The sequence below is a fragment of the Massilimicrobiota sp. mt181 genome, from assembly GCF_055420065.1.
In genome coordinates this window covers 215,735-234,478 of the sequence record NZ_JBVAYN010000001.1, presented here as the reverse complement: position 1 = coordinate 234,478, position 18,744 = coordinate 215,735, and the positions used below count along the sequence as shown (strand labels likewise).

Genomic DNA, 18,744 nt, shown 5'->3' with positions numbered 1-18,744 from the left:
CGCCCTTTTCATCGCTGTTTTTTCTTTCCATTTTTTTACAAAAAAACCTTAACAACTGAGTTCTATCTCTGTCATTAAGGTTTCTTTCTATTTAACAATCCCAAAATTATTGAACTTTTTTATAAAGATCAATAAATTCTTGTGCTAAATCAATAACAACTAATGCAGTCATTAAATGATCCTGTGCATGTACCATTAATAAGTTTAATGGAGCTTTTTCTCCTCTGATTTCAGCCTGAATTAACTCAGTTTGTGCATGATGTGCTTCATTTACTGTTTCTTTAGCGTTTTGTAATGATTCATCAGCCTTATCTAAATCACCAGCTTTTGCATATTGAATAGCTTCGATAGCAGAGCTACGAGCACTACCACTGTTTACGATAAGGTTAATTACTACTTGTTCTTGTTCATCCATTTTCAATTTCTCCTTTAACAAACAAATTCAGAATTACTCTGTATATTTATTTTATCAAATCGACCCTATAATTTCAACTATAAACATTAAAGAAACAAAAAATGTTTAAGTGCTTTCATAATTCCATGACACTCTACATTATCCGTAATATAGTCAGCCACAGCTTTCGTTTCAGCTGCTGCATTTCCCATTGCAATACCTAGATGAACAGCTGATAACATTTCAATATCATTGCGTCCATCACCAAAAGCAACTGTCTCATCCATGCTTCTTCCTAAGCCATGAACCAATTCCTGTATTCCTTTTGCTTTCGATTCATTTTTTAACGTCAAATCAAATGATAAACCTTCCTGATGCTGCTGAATATGGAAATAAGGAGATAACGCCTGATACATAGCTGTTCTGTCATCTTCACTATTCAAGACAATCATCCCAATATAAGTCTCAATATCTCGTACATTATATTGATCTATAATCACTTCATCTTTCATTCCCCATGTTTCTTTAAATTCAAGATGTCTAGGATTTTGTTTATTTAAAACATAGATATGTTCATTACCTTCAAAATAATAGGCAAGATTTCTTTCAACACATAACTGATGTGTTTTCTCAATAGCTTCCACAGGAACAACTTTCTTATAAATTTCTTTTCCCTGATACTCAACATAAGCTCCATTACAAGTGATATAACCGCTAAAAGGATAATCCATAACACCATCCACAATAAAGCATTTACATCTTCCAGTAGCCAAAAATACATCATGCCCTTGTTTCTTTAGTTGATCCATACCATGACGAACATCATCCGGAATACGATATATTCCCTGATGACATTCTATAAGTGTTCCATCTATATCAAAGAAAAATAACTTTTTCATATTCCACCTCCATACCTTAACATCATAACCTTTTTATAAAAAGGTGTAAACAAAAAAGGTATCACGAAGATACCTTTTGTTTATAATTATTCAATAACTTCAGTAACTGTTCCAGAAGCAACAGTTCTACCACCTTCACGAATTGAGAATTTAGTACCATTTTCAATTGCGATTGGGTGAATTAATTCAACTGTTAATTCTACGTTATCTCCTGGCATAACCATTTCTACACCATCTGGTAATTCAATAACACCAGTGATGTCAGTAGTTCTGAAATAGAATTGTGGTCTATAGTTAGAGAAGAATGGTGTATGACGTCCACCTTCATCTTTTGATAAAACGTAAACTTGGCATACGAATTTTTTGTGTGGATGTACTGATCCTGGTTTAGCTAATACTTGTCCACGTTGAATTTGATCTCTGTTGATACCTCTTAATAATACACCTACGTTATCTCCTGCTTCAGCGTAATCTAATAATTTACGGAACATTTCGATACCAGTAGCAACTGTATTTTGAGTTTCATGAATACCAACGATTTCGATTGGGTCATTTAATTTTAATTGTCCTCTTTCAACACGTCCTGTAGCAACTGTTCCACGTCCAGTGATTGTAAATACGTCTTCAACTGGCATTAAGAATGGTTTATCAGTATCACGAGTTGGAGTTGGAATATAAGTATCTACAGCATCCATTAATTCATGAATAGCTGGTACCCATTTTGGATCTCCTTCTAATGCTTTTAAAGCTGATCCACGGATAATTGGAGTGTCATCTCCTGGGAATCCATATTCATTTAATAATTCACGAACTTCCATTTCAACTAATTCGATTAATTCTTCGTCATCAACCATATCGCATTTATTTAAGAATACGATGATGTAAGGTACACCTACCTGACGAGATAATAAGATATGTTCTCTTGTTTGTGGCATAGGTCCATCAGTAGCTGCAACTACTAAGATAGCACCATCCATTTGAGCAGCACCAGTAATCATGTTTTTGATGTAGTCAGCATGACCTGGACAGTCAACGTGTGCATAGTGACGAGTTGCTGTTTGATATTCAACGTGTGCAGTGTTGATTGTAATTCCACGTTCTTTTTCTTCAGGTGCAGCATCGATTGCAGCATAATCCATTGCTTTAGCATTTCCTTCTTGTGCTAAAACAGTAGTAATAGCTGCAGTTAAAGTTGTTTTACCATGGTCAACGTGACCAATTGTTCCAATATTAACATGCGCTTTAGAGCGGTCAAATTTTTCTTTAGCCATTTAAGCTTCCTCCTATATAAATTTCATTAAATTTTTACATATACATTCTAAATGATTTATCTTAAAAATGCAATACTTTTAGTGGATTAATTATTTCCACCATTTTTCTTAATAATATTTTCTGCAATTGATTTAGGAACTGGTTCATAACGATCGAATTGCATAGTATAATTTCCACGACCTTGTGTGAATGATCTTAAGTCAGTAACATATCCAAACATTTCAGATAATGGTACACTTGCTTGTACAACAACAAGGTTTCCTCTATCTTCTTGTCCTTCAATCATACCACGTCTTGAAGAAATATCTCCCATAACGCTTCCTAAGTATTCAGAAGGCGCAGTGACTTCTACAGCCATAATTGGTTCCAAAATTACTGGATCACATTTTTTACCAGCTTCTTTTAAAGCTAAACTTGCAGCAACCTTGTATGCCATTTCTGATGAATCGACATCATGGTAAGAACCATCAAATAATGTTGCTTTAATATCTAATACTGGATATCCAGCAATCATACCATTTTCTAATGCTTCTTCAAGTCCGGCTTTAACTGAACCAATATATTCTCTAGGGACAGTTCCACCTACAACGGCATCAACGAATTCAAATCCTTTACCTTCATTAGGTTCAAATTTAATCCATACGTGTCCGTATTGTCCACGTCCACCTGACTGACGTACGAATTTACCTTCACAGTCAGCAGCTTTTCTGATTGTTTCACGATAAGCAACTTGTGGTGCACCAACATTAGCTTCTACTTTATATTCTCTCTTTAAACGATCAACAATAACGTCTAAGTGTAATTCTCCAACCCCAGCAATAATAGTGTCTCCTGTTTCAGGATTTGTAGTCACTCTAAATGTTGGGTCTTCTTCAGCTAATCTTGCTAAACCATTACTTAATTTATCTTGGTCTTGTTTTGTTTTTGGTTCAATTGCTAATTCGATAACTGGTTCAGGGAATTCCATTTTTTCTAAGATAATGAAATTCTTTTCATCACAGATAGTATCCCCAGTTGTTGTATTTTTAAATCCAACAGCTGCAGCAATATCTCCAGCATAAACTTCACTAATTTCTTTACGTGTATTGGCATGCATCTGTAAGATACGTCCTAAACGTTCTTTTTTATCTTTAGAAGAGTTTAAAACATATGATCCAGAAGCAATGTGTCCTGAATATACACGGAAGAAAGTTAATTTTCCAACAAATGGGTCAGCCATAATCTTAAATGCTAATGCTGAGAAAGGTTCATCATCACTTGGATGTCTTTCGATTTCGTTACCATCTTCATCTTCACCTTTAATTGATGGAACATCAATTGGTGAAGGTAAAAAGTCAATAACAGCATCTAACATTAACTGTACACCTTTATCTTTATAAGCAGAACCACATAATACAGGGAATAATTCAACTGCCAATGTTCCTTTACGAAGAGCAGCTTTAATTTCTTCTTCAGTTACTGGTTCTTCTTCTAAGACCTTCATCATTAAATCATCATCAAATGATGCTGCAGAATCAATCATCTTTTGACGATATTCTTCTGCCTGAGCTTTCATGTTTTCAGGAATTTCAGAATAAACAACGTTTTCTCCTTTAGCTCCTTCAAAATGAACAGCTTTCATTTTAATTAAGTCAATAACACCTTCAAAAGTGTCTTCAGCTCCAATTGGTAATTGGATAGCCACTGCATTTGCATTTAATCTTTTCCCAATAGAATCTACAGACATTAAGAAATCTGCACCAGTTGCATCCATTTTATTACAAAATACAATTCTTGGAACTCCATAAGTTGTTGCTTGATGCCAAACAGTTTCAGTTTGTGGTTCAACACCAGCTTTTGAATCCAATACAGTGACAGCACCATCAAGTACACGTAATGAACGTTCTACTTCAACAGTAAAGTCTACATGGCCTGGAGTATCAATAATATTAACACGATATCCTTTCCATTGTGCAGTTGTTGCTGCAGATGTAATTGTGATACCACGTTCTTGCTCTTGTTCCATCCAGTCCATTTGTGAAGCACCATCATGTGTTTCACCAATTTTATGAATTTTTCCAGTGTAATAAAGAACACGTTCAGTCGTTGTTGTTTTACCAGCATCGATATGAGCCATGATTCCTATATTACGAGTTTTTTCTAACGAAAATTCACGAGCCATATTTTTCTCCTTTCAAATGTTCCTCTATCTAATATAATATTACCAACGGAAATGTGCAAATGCTTTATTAGCTTCAGCCATCTTATGAGTATCTTCTTTCTTTTTCACAGAAGCACCTGTTCCATTAGAGGCATCAATAATTTCATTAGCTAGACGATCGATCATACTTTTTTCGTTTCTTAAACGAGAATAGTTAACTAACCATCTTAAACCTAATGTCATTCTTCTTTCTGGAGATACTTCAACAGGTACCTGATAGTTAGCTCCTCCAATACGTCTTACTTTTAATTCAAGTACAGGCATAATATTGTTGATTGCTTGATCAAATACTTCCATTGCAGGATTTCCAGTTTTTGCTTCAACTTTTTTAAATGCTTCATATAAGATGTTTTGTGCAACACCTTTTTTACCATCAAGCATAATATTGTTAATTAATTTTGTTACTACCTTAGAGTTATAAATTGGATCTGGTAGTACATCTCTTTTTGCTACACGTCCTCTTCTTGACATCAGTTTTTCCTCCTATCTCTTATTTTTTAGGTTTTTTAGCTCCATAACGAGAGCGTCCTTGCATACGATCTTTTACACCAGCACAGTCCATAGTACCACGAATAATATGATAACGAACCCCTGGCAAGTCCTTAACACGTCCTCCACGAATTAACACAACGCTGTGTTCCTGTAAGTTGTGCCCAATTCCTGGAATATATGCTGTAACTTCCATTCCGTTTGATAAACGAACACGGGCATATTTACGTAAAGCCGAGTTAGGTTTCTTTGGTGTCATAGTGGCAACACGAGTACAAACTCCACGTTTTTGAGGTGAACTAATATTAGTTGGTTTTTTTAATAATGAGTTGTAACCTCTATTTAACGCAGGTGATTTTGATTTAGATGTTTTTTCACTACGTCCTTTTCTGACTAATTGATTAATTGTAGGCATGTTTTTCTCCTTTCCTTTCTTCTTAACACACAATTCCGGGTGTTTCATTTTTCAATGAGATAAAATGCACTCATCACTGAGTACCGAAAGCAATTATATATGACAAATTCCATAAAGTCAACACTTTTTTTGCAAATATAAACATAAGAAAAACAAGATTCTCAAATATTTAAGAATCTTGTTTTTTATTTTATTCTGCACTTAAGAATTCTTCATCAGTATCAGTGCTTAATAAGCTTTCAGATAAAGTTTCAGCTTCTAATTTTTCAGCTTCTTCTAATTCTTTTTCTTTACGTGCTTCTTCTAATTCTCTCGCAATCGTTTCAGGTGATTTTAAAGGTCCTCTTAAACCTGTACCTGCTGGTATTAACTTACCAATGATAACATTTTCTTTAAGTCCTCTTAATTCATCCACTTTTCCTTTGATTGCAGCATCAGTTAAGATTTTTGTTGTTTCCTGGAATGAAGCTGCAGATAAGAATGATTCTGTTTCAAGTGATGCTTTTGTAATTCCTAAAAGAATTGGTCTTGCAACTGCAGGATGTTTACCTTGTTTTAGAACTTCTTTATTTAATTCAGTAAATCTCTGAACATTGATATGTGTTCCAGGTAATGCTCCAGTATCTCCACCTTCAACAATTCTCATCTTCTTTAACATCTGATGAATGATAACTTCGATATGTTTATCAGAAATTTCGATACCTTGTAAACGATAGACTTTCTGAACTTCTTTTAAGATATAGTTTTCAACTGCTTTCACATCAGCAACAGCTAATAATTCTTTTGGATCAATAGATCCTTCAGTAATCTTAGAACCAATACCTACTTCATCACCAACAGAAACTCTTAATTTTGCTCCATAAGGTGTTAAATAGCTCTTTGTTTCTAATAAGTTTGAAACAACAACTTCTGCTCTACCATTGTTATCAATGATGTTAGAAACTTCACCATCAATTTCAGAAATGATAGATTTTGCTTTTGGATTTCTTGCTTCAAATAACTCTTGAATACGTGGTAACCCCTGAGTGATATCTGCTCCACCAGCAACTCCACCCATGTGGAATGTACGCATTGTTAACTGTGTACCAGGTTCACCGATAGATTGTGCTGCCATAATACCAATAGCTTCACCAAGTTCAACCTGTTCTCCAGTCGCTAAGTTACGACCATAACATTTTCTACAGATTCCATTTTTCGCTTTACATCCGAAAATAGATCTGATTTCTACTTCTTTAATTCCAGCATCAGTGATAGCTTTGGCAATTGGTTCATCAATCATTTCACCAGCGCGCACAAGAACTTCTCCTGTTTCTGGATGAGAAATATCTTTTTGTGAATAACGTCCCACAAGACGGTCATATAATGGAACAATAACAGAGTTGTCAGAAGTATTGTATAATTCTGTAACAACAAATCCCTGATCCGTACCACAATCATCTTCAGTGACAATGACTTCTTGCGCAACGTCAACCAAACGTCTTGTTAAGTATCCTGAATCGGCTGTCTTTAACGCTGTATCGGTAGATCCTTTACGGGCACCATGTGTAGAGATGAAGAATTCAGATGCTGTTAAACCTTCTCTAAATGAAGATTTGATAGGCAACTCAATTGTTTCACCTTTTGGATTTGACATCAATCCACGCATACCAACAAGCTGTGTAAAGTTAGAAATATTACCACGGGCACCTGAATCAGACATAATGAAGATTGGGTTACGATCATCAGCTTCGAACTCATCTTTAACGACAGCTTGAACCTGATCTTTAACAGATTCCCATAACTTAATAACGATATTATGTCTTTCTTCATCAGTGATTTTTCCTTTACGATATAATTTCTTAATCACTTCAAGTTTTTCATCAGCTTCATCAAATAAAACATATTTGCTTTGAGGAACCTGAATATCATAAACTGATACAGTAATACCAGCAATTGTAGAATAATAGAATCCTTGATCTTTCAATTTATCCAACATAGCTGTTGTATCACTAATTTTTGTTGGATCGAACATAGCATTGATAATATTTCCTAAAGCTTTTTTACCTAAAGGCTTAATTAGTGGTTGAGCTTTAATATGTGCCTTAATATCAGTTCCCATTGGCACAAAATATTTATCAGGTGTTCCATCTAAATTTTCTTTACTAGAATCATTAATGAATGGGAAAGCTCCATCAAAGATCTGATTGAAAATAATTTTACCAACACTTGTAATCAAATAACTATTGTTTTGTTCTTCTGTAAATGTTTTGTTCTTTAAAGATTTTCCTCTAATAGCAACCCTTGTATGCAAATGAACAGTCTTTGCATCATAAGCCATTAAAACTTCATTTACATCAGCAAATACAGTTCCTTCTCCAACAGCTCCTTCATCTTCCAATGTTAAGTAATAGTTACCTAACACCATGTCCTGAGATGGTGTAACGATTGGTTTTCCATCTTTTGGACCAAGGATGTTGTGAGAACCTAACATTAACTGTCTTGCTTCCTGAATAGCTTCTTCTCCTAATGGAACGTGAACTGCCATCTGGTCACCATCAAAGTCAGCGTTGAACGCTGGACATACTAATGGGTGCAAACGAATAGCACGTCCTTCAACCAATTTTGGTTCGAAAGCCTGAATCCCTAATCTATGCAATGTAGGGGCACGGTTCAATAAGACTGGATGTTCTTTAATGACTTCTTCAACGATTGGCCAAATCACATCATCCATCTTATCAATGAGTCTTTCAGCAGCTTTGATATTTGTCGCAATCTGCTCTCTGACTAATCCACTAATAACAAATGGTTTAAATAAGTTTAGAGCCATTTCACGTGGAATTCCACATTGGTACATTTTTAAGTCTGGACCAACAGCGATAACTGAACGTCCTGAATAGTCAACACGTTTTCCAAGTAAGTTTTGACGGAAACGTCCTTGTTTACCTTTTAACGTATGGCTTAATGATTTTAATGGTCTTCCTCCAGCACCAGTAATTGGTTTAGAACGGCGTCCATTATCAATCAAGGCATCAACTGCTTCCTGTAACATACGTTTTTCATTTTGTACAATGATTGATGGTGTTCCAAGTTCTAATAATTTCTTTAAACGATTATTACGTGTGATGACACGACGATATAAATCATTCAAATCACTTGTCGCAAAACGTCCACCATCCAATTGAAGCATTGGTCTTAAATCAGGTGGAATAACTGGAAGCACATCTAGAATCATCCATTCAGGCTGATTATGTGAAGTTCTAAAAGCTTCAATAGCTTCTAGTCTCTTCAACAATTTAGAACGTCTTTGTCCTTGTGCTTCTTTTAAATCTTTAGTCACTGATTCAAATTCTTCATCTAAATCAACTTTTTGAAGTAAGATTTTAATTGCTTCTGCCCCAGTTTTTGCTTCAAACTGATGACCAAATTTTTCATAACAGTTACGATAATCTCTTTCAGATAAAACTTGTTTATATTCTAAAGGTGTACTTCCTTTATCAGTAACAACATAAGAAACGAAATAAATGATTTCTTCAAGTTGTTTTGGTGACATATCAAGAATCAGACCCATTCTTGATGGAATACCCTTTAAGTACCAGATATGAGCAACTGGAGTCGCAAGTTCAATATGTCCCATACGTTCACGACGTACAGATGATTTTGTAACTTCAACACCACAACGATCACAGATTACGCCTTTATATCTGACTTTCTTATATTTACCACAGCTACATTCCCAATCCTTAGATGGCCCAAAGATTCTTTCACAGAATAGACCATCTTTTTCAGGTTTTTGAGAACGATAATTAATAGTTTCAGGTTTTTTAACTTCACCATAAGACCATTCACGAATTTTTTCTGGAGAAGCTAATCCAATTTGGATTGCTGAAAAGTTATTGACATCTGCCATTCATTGTTTCCTCCTATTCTTCGTTACTTTCTTCTTCATCATCAGTGAAGAGTTCATCAATTGCAGAATCCAAATCATCAAATGATTCTTCATCTTCTGAGAAATCACCTTCTGCCTCAGCTACTTCTTCTTGAGTCACTTCTGGCTTTTCAGGAGTTGTATCAATTGAAGTTGGGAAACGACGTTCTTCATCTTCAATCTTTCTTGCGTCAATTTCATGACCATCTTTATCTAACATACGAATATCTAAGGCTAAAGCCTGTAATTCTTTTGTTAAAACTCTAAATGATTCAGGCAATCCAGGTTCAGGTAATTTTTGTCCTTTGACAATGGCTTCATAAGTTTTGACACGTCCAACAACATCATCAGACTTCACAGTTAAGATTTCTCTTAATGTATATGCAGCACCATAAGCTTCAAGTGCCCAAACTTCCATTTCACCAAATCTTTGTCCACCATTTTGAGCCTTACCACCAAGAGGCTGTTGTGTGACTAATGAATATGGTCCAACTGATCTCGCATGTAATTTGTCATCAACCATGTGAGCTAATTTGATCATGTACATAACACCAACTGAAATATTTGAATCAAAATATTCACCAGTTTTTCCAGAAATAACAGGTTGTTTACCATCTACTGACATTCCTGCTTCTTTCATAATATCTTCTAGATCTTTTGAATTAATACCATCAAAGGCAGGTGTTGCAAAGTACAATCCTAATTCTCTAGCAGCATAACCTAAATGTAATTCCAATACCTGTCCGATATTCATACGAGATGGAACCCCTAATGGATTCAACATGATATCAAGAATTGTTCCATCTTCTAAGTGTGGCATATCTTCAATTGGTAAGATTTTAGAAATAACCCCTTTGTTACCATGGCGTCCTGCCATTTTATCTCCTTCAGAAATCTTACGTTTTTGAACGATATAAACTTTGACTACTTTATTAACACCAGGTTGTAATTCATCTCCATTTTTTCTAGAGAAAACTTTAATATCATGAACAATACCAGCACCACCATGAGGAACTCTTAATGAATTATCTTTAACTTCTCTTGATTTTTCACCAAAGATAGCTAATAAAAGTTTTTCTTCAGCAGATAATTCAGCTTGTCCCTTAGGTGTGACTTTTCCAACTAAGATATCCCCTTCTTTCACTTCAGCACCAATCATAATGATACCTTCGCTATTTAAGTTTTTACGGGCATCTTCTCCAACGTTTGGAATATCTCTTGTAATTTCTTCAGGGCCTAATTTTGTATCACGACATTCAATACTATATTCTTCAATATGGATAGATGTATAAACATCTTCTTTGACTAATCTTTCAGACATAATAACGGCATCTTCATAGTTATATCCATTCCATGTCATGAAACCAACCAATACGTTTTGTCCTAAGGCTAATTCACCTTGTTCCATAGAAGGACCATCAGCTAAAATTTCACCTTTAACAACTTTATCTCCAACTTTCACAATTGGTTTATGATTAATACAAGTTCCCGCATTTGAAATCGCGAATTTTGTTAAACGATATTTATGTGGCCCTGTATCTTCTTCCACAATAATTTTCTTAGCATCTACATAAGTGACAATACCATCTTTTTTAGCGACAACTGCAGCTCCAGAGTCTCTAGCAGCCTGATATTCCATACCAGTTCCAACAAATGGGGTATGTGGATTTAATAAAGGTACGGCCTGACGTTGCATGTTGGCACCCATCAAGGCACGAGTGGCATCGTCGTTTTCCAGGAATGGAATACATGAAGTTGCAACAGAGACAATCTGTTTTGGAGAAATATCAATGAAATCAACTTCTTCTGGTTTGGCCATAATATTTTCACCTAAATGACGGGCAATAACCTGTTCATCAAGGATTTTTCCATTTTCATCCTGTTGTACTTTAGCTTGCGCAATAACATAATTCTTTTCTTCATCAGCTGTTAAATAACGCACATCATTTTCATCAATAACACTATGATTGACTTTACGATATGGTGTTTCAATAAATCCATATTTGTTTATTTTTGCATAAGAAGCAAGTGTAGAAATTAACCCGATATTTGGACCTTCAGGTGTTTCGATTGGACAGATACGACCATAGTGAGATGCATGGACGTCACGCACTTCGTATCCAGCACGGTCTCTTGATAAACCACCTGGTCCTAATGCTGATAAACGACGTTTATTTGTCAATTCGGCTAATGGGTTAATCTGATCCATGAACTGAGAAAGCTGAGATGATGAGAAAAATTCTTTCATAGCGGCAGTTAATGGACGAATATTTGTCAGTGACTGTGGTGTGACACTATCAATTTCAGACAATGACATTCTTTCTTTCACGACTCTTTCCATTCTTGATAAACCAATTCTAAACTGATTTTGAATCAATTCACCTACTGAACGGACACGTCTATTTCCTAAATGATCAATATCATCTAATAAACCAATACGACTCATTAAGTTGACTCTATCGTCACTTGCTAAATCTAATGAATTATAGATATCCACAAGATTCAACATATATGAATAAGCTGCAATCATATCAGAAATTGTAATATATTTACAATCTAATGATAAATCAGTTCCGACAACTTTCATCTTTTTTGATTTTGTTTCATCAACATAAACTTCCAATACTTGTACACGTCCATGTGATCTTAAAAAATCATTTGTTTTGATTTCTACTGTGTGAGCTCCGGCTTGGAAAACAGGCGCTAAAAGATCCACTTTATCCTTCGTTAATAAAGTTCCTTCTTTCATCACAACATTTCCATCAACATCTATAACATCCTGAGCTAAAACACGGTTTGTAATTCTATCTAATAAACTCAATTTTTTTCCAAGTTTAAAACGTCCTGCACGCGCAAGATCATATCTCTTTGCATCAAAAAATCTTGTATACAGTAAAGTGTTAGCTCCCTCTAACGTTGCAGGCTCTCCTGGTCTTAATTTATTGTAAATCTCAATCAAAGCCTCATCGGTATTATGAGTTGTATCTTTTGCTAAGGTATTTCTAATAAACTCATGATCCCCTAACACTTCAATGATATCTTCATCGCTACTTAATCCCAATGCACGCAATAAAATAGTTCCAGGAATTTTACGTGTACGATCAATACGCACATTTAAAACATCCTTGGCATCATTTTCAAATTCAAGCCAAGTTCCTCTTGAAGGAATCATACTTCCTGTAAATACTGTCTTTCCACTTTTATCCATTGCATCTGCAAAATATGCACCTGGAGAACGTACTAACTGAGAAACAATAACACGTTCAGCCCCATTAATGATAAAAGTTCCAGCATCTGTCATTAATGGAAAATCTCCCATAAACACTTCATTTTCTTTGATTTCACCAGTTCCGTTATTCACTAAACGTAAAGTTGCACGAATAGGAGCAGAATAATTTGCATCTCTATCCTTTGCTTCATCTACTGAATACTTTGGCTCATCAAAACGGCAATCAACAAACTCTAATGTCAGAGTTTCGTTAAAATTGCTAATAGGATAAACATCGTTAAAAACTTCTTTAATACCTTCGTTCTTAAACCATTCATAAGAATTTGTCTGGATTTCTACTAAATTAGGTAGTTCCAAAGACCCACTAATTCTTGAATAATTACGACGATTAATACGACTTTTTGCCTGAGTTACATTTTTTTCCAAGCCCGCTTCACTCCTTATCAATTATCTCTATCTCCTTTTTTAAAGCAAGCAAAAACACTGCTTTTTATATATGAGTAGGCATTTTATTATACTAGCATAGAGGCTAATTGAAGTCAATACCAAATCAAAAATTTCAAAATAAGTTTTTTAAACTCCAAAAGCAGTGTTATTTGACTGATTTCAATATAAAATATCCTTTATCGCGTCTGATGATTTCACAATTTCCAAAAACTTCCTCCATTTTTTTCTTAGCCGAAGGTGCTCCCTGTTTCTTTTGAATGACAACAATCAATTCACCATGATCATTTAAATAATCATAAGCTTTTTCTAAAATTTCAAAAACAACTTTTTTCCCAGCTCTAATAGGAGGATTGGAAACAATAATATCAAACTTAGAATGAACGTCTTGATAAATATCACTTTTATAAGCTCTAATATGATCTTCATGATTTAATTGAATAGATTCATTAGCTAAAGCAACAGCTCGTTCATTCACATCAACCATTTCAACATTTAACCACGGATATTCTTTTTTGAGTGACAAACCTAAAGTTCCATATCCACATCCCACATCCAATAATGTCTTTTGTGTTTTTTGAACATCCATGCTATCCAGTAGCACACGTGAACCATAGTCAACACGTGTTTTTGAAAAAACACCAATATCACTGACAAAAACAAGATGATGATCACGATATTGAAAAGGAATCTTTGTTTTTTCTGATTTTAAATCTGTATTATTTGTATAATAATGTGGCATATCTGATTCTCCTAGTAAAAAAAGCCCTGAACAGGGCTTTTATCTTGAAATTAGAAATTATTTAACTTCTACAGTTGCACCAGCAGCTTCTAATTGTTCTTTAATCTTAGCTCCTTCTTCTGCAGGAATATCTTTCTTAATTTCAGCTGGAACTTTGTCAACTAATCCTTTAGCATCAACTAATCCTAATCCAGTGATTTCTCTTACAGCTTTGATAACTGCAACTTTAGTAGCACCAACATCAGTTAATGTTACAGTTACGTTAGCAGGAGCAGCATCTGCACCAGCAGCATCTCCACCAGCAACAACAGCTACAGGAGCAGCAGCAGTTACATCAAATTTTTCTTCGATCGCTTTTACTAAATCATTTAATTCTAAAATTGTAGCTTCTTCTAAATAAGCTAAGATATCTTCATGTGTTAATTTTGCCATTTTATTTTCCTCCGTTCATTTTTAACTATTCAGCAGCTTCAGCTGCATCTCCACCTTTTGCATCAGCAACGGCTTGAATAACTCTTGCCACTTTTGCAACAGGTTCTTTCATACATGCAAGTAACATTGAGTACATACCTTCACGATTAGGTAATTTTGCTACTGCCATAACTTCTTCTTTTGGTAAGAATTTACCTTCGATATAAGCAGCTTTGATTTGTAATGCTTCATGGTCTTTTGCAAAATCAGCTAAGATTCTTGCAGGAGCCACTGCATCATCTTTACCAAACGCTAAAGCATTTGGACCAACAAGGTATTCTTCTAATTCGTTCATACCTTCTTGTTCAACAGCTCTTTGAACCAATGTGTTTTTATAAACTTTAAATCCCACATTTTCAGCTCTTAAAGCTCTACGTAATTCAGTAACTTCAGCCACTGTTAATCCACGATATTCAACAACAACTGTTGATTGTGAAGCTTTTAACTGTTCACTAATTTCAGCAACAATCTGTTGTTTTGCTTCTAAGATTTCTTTTGACATTGTTACACCTCCTATTGATTTTATATATGCAACAATATATCCGCGAAAAACTCCCAAGACATAGTCGAGGGAGTTGTCAATTCTTTGACAATATCACCTCGGCAACTTCATTAAGGTTTCCCCGTTGCTGTCTACGGTATATTGATTGCGACTTTTTTATAGCTTCTATAAAGAAGCAACTTTAACTGAAGGACCCATAGTTGATGAAATCACAATATTCTTCATATAAGTCCCTTTTGCAGAAGATGGTTTAGATCTTAATAATAAGTCGTAAACTGTTTTGAAGTTTTCTGCAATTTTTTCATCATCAAAAGATACTCTTCCGATTGGCATATGAACATTACCATCTTTATCAGTACGGTAAGTTACTTTACCAGCTTTTGTTTCTTGAACTGCTTTAGCAACATCCATAGTTACAGTTCCAGTTTTAGGGTTAGGCATTAAACCTTTAGGACCTAAGATACGTCCTAATTTTCCTAATTCAGCCATCATATCAGGTGTAGCAATCATAACTTCGAAATCAAGCCATCCTTTTTGGATTTCTTCTAAGATTTCTTTTCCACCTACAACATCAGCTCCAGCAGCTTTTGCTTCATCAAGCTTAGCTCCTTGAGTGACAACTAAAACTTTTTTAGTTTTACCTGTTCCATGTGGTAATACAACTGCACCACGTAATTGCTGATCAGCATGTCTTGTATCTAATCCTAATTTAAATACAACATCTACACTTGCATCAAAATTGACTTTACTTGTTTTCTTTACTAAAGCAACTGCTTCATCAATAGGGTATGCTTTACCTTTTTCAATAAGAGCAGCGGCTTCTTGATATTTCTTACTTCTTTTAGCCATTTTCTATTCTCCTCTTCATTAAATTAAGCATCTAAGCCTTCAACTTTTACACCCATATTACGAGCAGTACCAGCTACGATTTTCATTGCTCCTTCTAAATCGTTAGCGTTTAAATCAGGCATTTTGTATTCAGCGATTTCTTTTAATTTTTCAGCTGATAAAGTTGCAACTGTTTGTTTAGAATCAGAAGCAGCTTTTTTAATTCCACATGCCTTTTTAATCATTTCAGCAGTTGGAGCAGTTTTTAATACGAAGTCAAAGCTTTTGTCTTCATAAATTGTCAAAACAACTGGTACAGTTTCACCCATACGATCTTTTGTCTGATCATTAAAAGCTGTACAGAATTTTGGCATTTGAATACCAGCACCTGCTAAAGCTGGACCTGGTTTAGCTCCCCCTGCAGGGAATTGAATTTTCATAACTCTAGTGACTTTCTTACTCACGCGACACACCTCCTATAAAAATTTGTCCGTGCTGTGGTATAGGACAGTCAATCCTCCCACGCATAGTAACACATATTGCGTCGTTTATTTATTATACACAAACAAATCAGGATTGCAATAGTTTTTTTATTGATTATATCAACTTTTTTACAAAAAAAGACCAACTTAGTGGCCTTTTCATTATAATTCTACTTTTTCTAGCTGGACAAGTCCAATCTCCATAGAATTTTCATTTCCTAAGAAATCAATCAAAACGCTTGCTTCTTCTTTTTCATAATCAATAGATTCAACTTTTCCCTGTTTTCCAGCAAATGGCCCAGAAATGACTCTCACTTCATCTCCAACACCAAAATCAACTTCGACTTGAGATGTTTTGATACCCATACGTTTTAAAATAGGATTAATTTCCTCTTCAGGTAATGGGAATGGTTTTGCTCCACCACCAGAAGACCCAATAAACCCTGTAACACCTGAAGTATTACGAACAATATACCAGGCTTCATCAGTCATAATCATTTCCACTAAAACGTAACCAGGAAACATATTCTTTGTTTTATTAATTTTTTTACCATCTTTAATTTCAGTTTCTACATGTTCAGGAATCACTATATTAAATAAGCAATCCTGAAGTCCCATTGATTCAACACGTTTTTCTAAATTTTCTTTAACTTTATTTTCATGACCTGAATATGTGTTGACAACATACCAGCGTCTTCCTTCATCATTCATTCCTGACATACTAATTCATCCCCAATGCTCTTAAGATTAACGCAATGACTGCATCACTCGCATAAAAATATACTCCAAATAAAAAACAAAAAACTAATACAACAACTGAATTATAAGCTAACTCTTTTTTTGTTAACCAATGAATATTCTTAATTTCTGCACGAATACCTTTTAGTGTACACCATTCTCTGAACTTCATGTTTACCCTCCTATTTTGTTTCTCTGTGGATTGTATGTTTTCCACATTTTTTACAATATTTTCTTAACTCAAGTCTTTCAACATTTAATCTTTTATTTTTAGTAATTGAATAATTACGTGATAAACATTCACTACATACCAAAATAACTTTTTGTTTCATGTCCATCACTCCTTTACGTTTTTATAATTTAACACATTTATTTTAGCTCGTCAATGCCTACTATTTTCTTTGAATAGCGATAAGCCGCATTATAGACACTTTTAACCGAAATATGAAGCTTTTCAGCAATTTCTATCTCTTTATAACCTGCTTTCTTATATTCCATAACTTGTTTTTCACGTAATGATATTTTAGCTTCAATTTGCGTCGAATAATATGTTGTTGTTTCCTTAATCATCAGATGAGCTTCAGGCTGATAGCGCTCATGTAAATCAGCCACCATATCAATATAACGTGTTTCTTTATCACTATTTATATAACTATCCAATGACATAATACTTTGACCCATACGATAACAGATATCTTTATTAACACGCATCAGACTAAACAAGCGTTTTGTGATAGCTGTTTTCATAAATGTCATCAAGCTGGCCTTTTGATCATCTCGATAACTATCCAGTATATCATCAAATCCCATCATTGCCATTTGAATAAAATCTTCATACTCGTATCCACTGACAAAATAACGTCTAAAAGCCAGCACCCATTTTCCTACTAGACGATAATAGCGTTGATATAACAGTTCCTGTGCTGCCATACTTCCACATCGCATCAAATATACCAATTCATCATCACAGATGTAGCTTTTCATGCTACCTCCTTTCTACTTTAAAGGATGACGTGAATTGTAAATCTGATAAAGGATAACTGCCGTTGCGACAGATGCATTTAAAGAAGTCACATGTCCCTTCATCGGTAAGACAACATTCATATCACAATGTTTCTTAACCAGACGTGAAATTCCAAAACCTTCAGAACCAATCACAACAACAAGAGGCATATTATAATCAATAGCACGATAATCCTGCGATTCATCTAAATCGCATCCTACAACCCAATAACCTCTTTTTTTCAAGTCATCTAGTGTTCTCGAAAGATTTGTAACTTGGGCAACTTTGACATGATCAATAGCTCCCGTAGATACTTTCGCAACCGTTGGAGACAAACCTACACTACGATTTTTACCAATAATAACACCGTCTACTTCAATCGCATCACAAGTACGCAAGATAGCCCCTAAATTATGTGGATCTTCCAGACCATCCAGCATGAGTAATAATGGCTGTTTGTGAGCAGGAATGGCCTCAATCATTTCATCTAGTGTGTAATAACGATAACTTTCAACCTGTGCCACAACTCCCTGATGAACAACATGTCCGACCATTTGTTCTAACTCATCTTTATGAGACACCATATGAACTTTTACTTTTTTAGCTTTCGCCAAAGCCATCACTTTATCATCTTTAGCATTCTTCAATACATAAACCTCATAAACCGGTTTATTTCCCTTTAAAGATTCTATAACTGTGTTTTTTCCATAAATATATTGTCTCATAATTTTT

General features: G+C 34.8%; 18 protein-coding genes and 1 other annotated feature. All 18 genes read right to left on the bottom strand.

The window, feature by feature from the left end; all coding sequences use genetic code 11:
- Nucleotides 1-106: 106 nt before the first annotated feature.
- Nucleotides 107-415: a PTS lactose/cellobiose transporter subunit IIA gene (locus ACZYT4_RS01140; protein WP_463781782.1), complete on the bottom strand. Its 309-nt coding sequence runs from the start codon at nucleotides 413-415 to the stop codon at nucleotides 107-109.
- A gap of 86 nt (nucleotides 416-501) precedes the next feature.
- Nucleotides 502-1,293 (bottom strand): Cof-type HAD-IIB family hydrolase, encoded by a 792-nt coding sequence (locus ACZYT4_RS01135; RefSeq protein WP_463781781.1) that lies wholly within the window; start codon nucleotides 1,291-1,293, stop codon nucleotides 502-504.
- A gap of 86 nt (nucleotides 1,294-1,379) precedes the next feature.
- Entirely contained in the window at nucleotides 1,380-2,564 is a 1,185-nt protein-coding gene (gene tuf, locus ACZYT4_RS01130) for an elongation factor Tu (RefSeq protein ID WP_463781780.1), read from the bottom strand.
- Between the two features lie 86 nt (nucleotides 2,565-2,650).
- Nucleotides 2,651-4,726, bottom strand: a complete 2,076-nt coding sequence (gene fusA / locus ACZYT4_RS01125) for an elongation factor G (RefSeq protein ID WP_463781779.1) — start codon at nucleotides 4,724-4,726, stop codon at nucleotides 2,651-2,653.
- Between the two features lie 39 nt (nucleotides 4,727-4,765).
- Nucleotides 4,766-5,236, bottom strand: a complete 471-nt coding sequence (gene rpsG / locus ACZYT4_RS01120; protein ID WP_463781778.1) for a 30S ribosomal protein S7 — start codon at nucleotides 5,234-5,236, stop codon at nucleotides 4,766-4,768.
- A gap of 19 nt (nucleotides 5,237-5,255) precedes the next feature.
- Nucleotides 5,256-5,669, bottom strand: a complete 414-nt coding sequence (rpsL, locus tag ACZYT4_RS01115) for a 30S ribosomal protein S12 (RefSeq protein ID WP_087244288.1) — start codon at nucleotides 5,667-5,669, stop codon at nucleotides 5,256-5,258.
- Between the two features lie 190 nt (nucleotides 5,670-5,859).
- Nucleotides 5,860-9,555: a DNA-directed RNA polymerase subunit beta' gene (rpoC, locus tag ACZYT4_RS01110; protein ID WP_463781777.1), complete on the bottom strand. Its 3,696-nt coding sequence runs from the start codon at nucleotides 9,553-9,555 to the stop codon at nucleotides 5,860-5,862.
- 13 nt (nucleotides 9,556-9,568) lie between these two features.
- A complete protein-coding gene (gene rpoB, locus ACZYT4_RS01105; RefSeq protein ID WP_463781775.1) occupies nucleotides 9,569-13,228 on the bottom strand; it encodes a DNA-directed RNA polymerase subunit beta in 3,660 nt (1,219 codons plus the stop codon).
- Nucleotides 13,229-13,394: 166 nt separating this feature from the next.
- Nucleotides 13,395-13,988 carry a class I SAM-dependent methyltransferase gene (locus ACZYT4_RS01100; RefSeq protein ID WP_463781774.1) on the bottom strand — a complete coding sequence of 198 codons (594 nt, stop codon included), beginning with the start codon at nucleotides 13,986-13,988 and terminating at the stop codon, nucleotides 13,395-13,397.
- A gap of 57 nt (nucleotides 13,989-14,045) precedes the next feature.
- Entirely contained in the window at nucleotides 14,046-14,420 is a 375-nt protein-coding gene (gene rplL, locus ACZYT4_RS01095) for a 50S ribosomal protein L7/L12 (protein ID WP_463781773.1), read from the bottom strand.
- Between the two features lie 25 nt (nucleotides 14,421-14,445).
- Nucleotides 14,446-14,961: a 50S ribosomal protein L10 gene (rplJ, locus tag ACZYT4_RS01090; RefSeq protein WP_463781772.1), complete on the bottom strand. Its 516-nt coding sequence runs from the start codon at nucleotides 14,959-14,961 to the stop codon at nucleotides 14,446-14,448.
- A gap of 35 nt (nucleotides 14,962-14,996) precedes the next feature.
- Nucleotides 14,997-15,116 (bottom strand) — a sequence feature (ribosomal protein L10 leader region).
- Between the two features lie 10 nt (nucleotides 15,117-15,126).
- The gene (rplA, locus tag ACZYT4_RS01085; RefSeq protein ID WP_463781770.1) at nucleotides 15,127-15,810 is read right to left on the bottom strand and encodes a 50S ribosomal protein L1; all 684 of its coding nucleotides are present in this window, start codon (nucleotides 15,808-15,810) and stop codon (nucleotides 15,127-15,129) included.
- Between the two features lie 23 nt (nucleotides 15,811-15,833).
- The gene (gene rplK, locus ACZYT4_RS01080; protein ID WP_087244295.1) at nucleotides 15,834-16,253 is read right to left on the bottom strand and encodes a 50S ribosomal protein L11; all 420 of its coding nucleotides are present in this window, start codon (nucleotides 16,251-16,253) and stop codon (nucleotides 15,834-15,836) included.
- A 180-nt stretch (nucleotides 16,254-16,433) separates the two neighbouring features.
- The gene (nusG, locus tag ACZYT4_RS01075; protein ID WP_463781769.1) at nucleotides 16,434-16,991 is read right to left on the bottom strand and encodes a transcription termination/antitermination protein NusG; all 558 of its coding nucleotides are present in this window, start codon (nucleotides 16,989-16,991) and stop codon (nucleotides 16,434-16,436) included.
- Between the two features lies 1 nt (nucleotide 16,992).
- Nucleotides 16,993-17,181, bottom strand: coding sequence for a preprotein translocase subunit SecE (secE, locus tag ACZYT4_RS01070; RefSeq protein ID WP_463781768.1), 189 nt, complete (start codon nucleotides 17,179-17,181; stop codon nucleotides 16,993-16,995).
- A gap of 10 nt (nucleotides 17,182-17,191) precedes the next feature.
- Nucleotides 17,192-17,341, bottom strand: coding sequence for a 50S ribosomal protein L33 (gene rpmG / locus ACZYT4_RS01065; RefSeq protein WP_463781767.1), 150 nt, complete (start codon nucleotides 17,339-17,341; stop codon nucleotides 17,192-17,194).
- Nucleotides 17,342-17,378: 37 nt separating this feature from the next.
- On the bottom strand, nucleotides 17,379-17,993 hold the full coding sequence (locus ACZYT4_RS01060) for a sigma-70 family RNA polymerase sigma factor (protein WP_463781765.1): 615 nt from the start codon (nucleotides 17,991-17,993) through the stop codon (nucleotides 17,379-17,381).
- A gap of 12 nt (nucleotides 17,994-18,005) precedes the next feature.
- On the bottom strand, nucleotides 18,006-18,737 hold the full coding sequence (gene rlmB / locus ACZYT4_RS01055) for a 23S rRNA (guanosine(2251)-2'-O)-methyltransferase RlmB (protein ID WP_463781764.1): 732 nt from the start codon (nucleotides 18,735-18,737) through the stop codon (nucleotides 18,006-18,008).
- Nucleotides 18,738-18,744 lie beyond the last annotated feature (7 nt).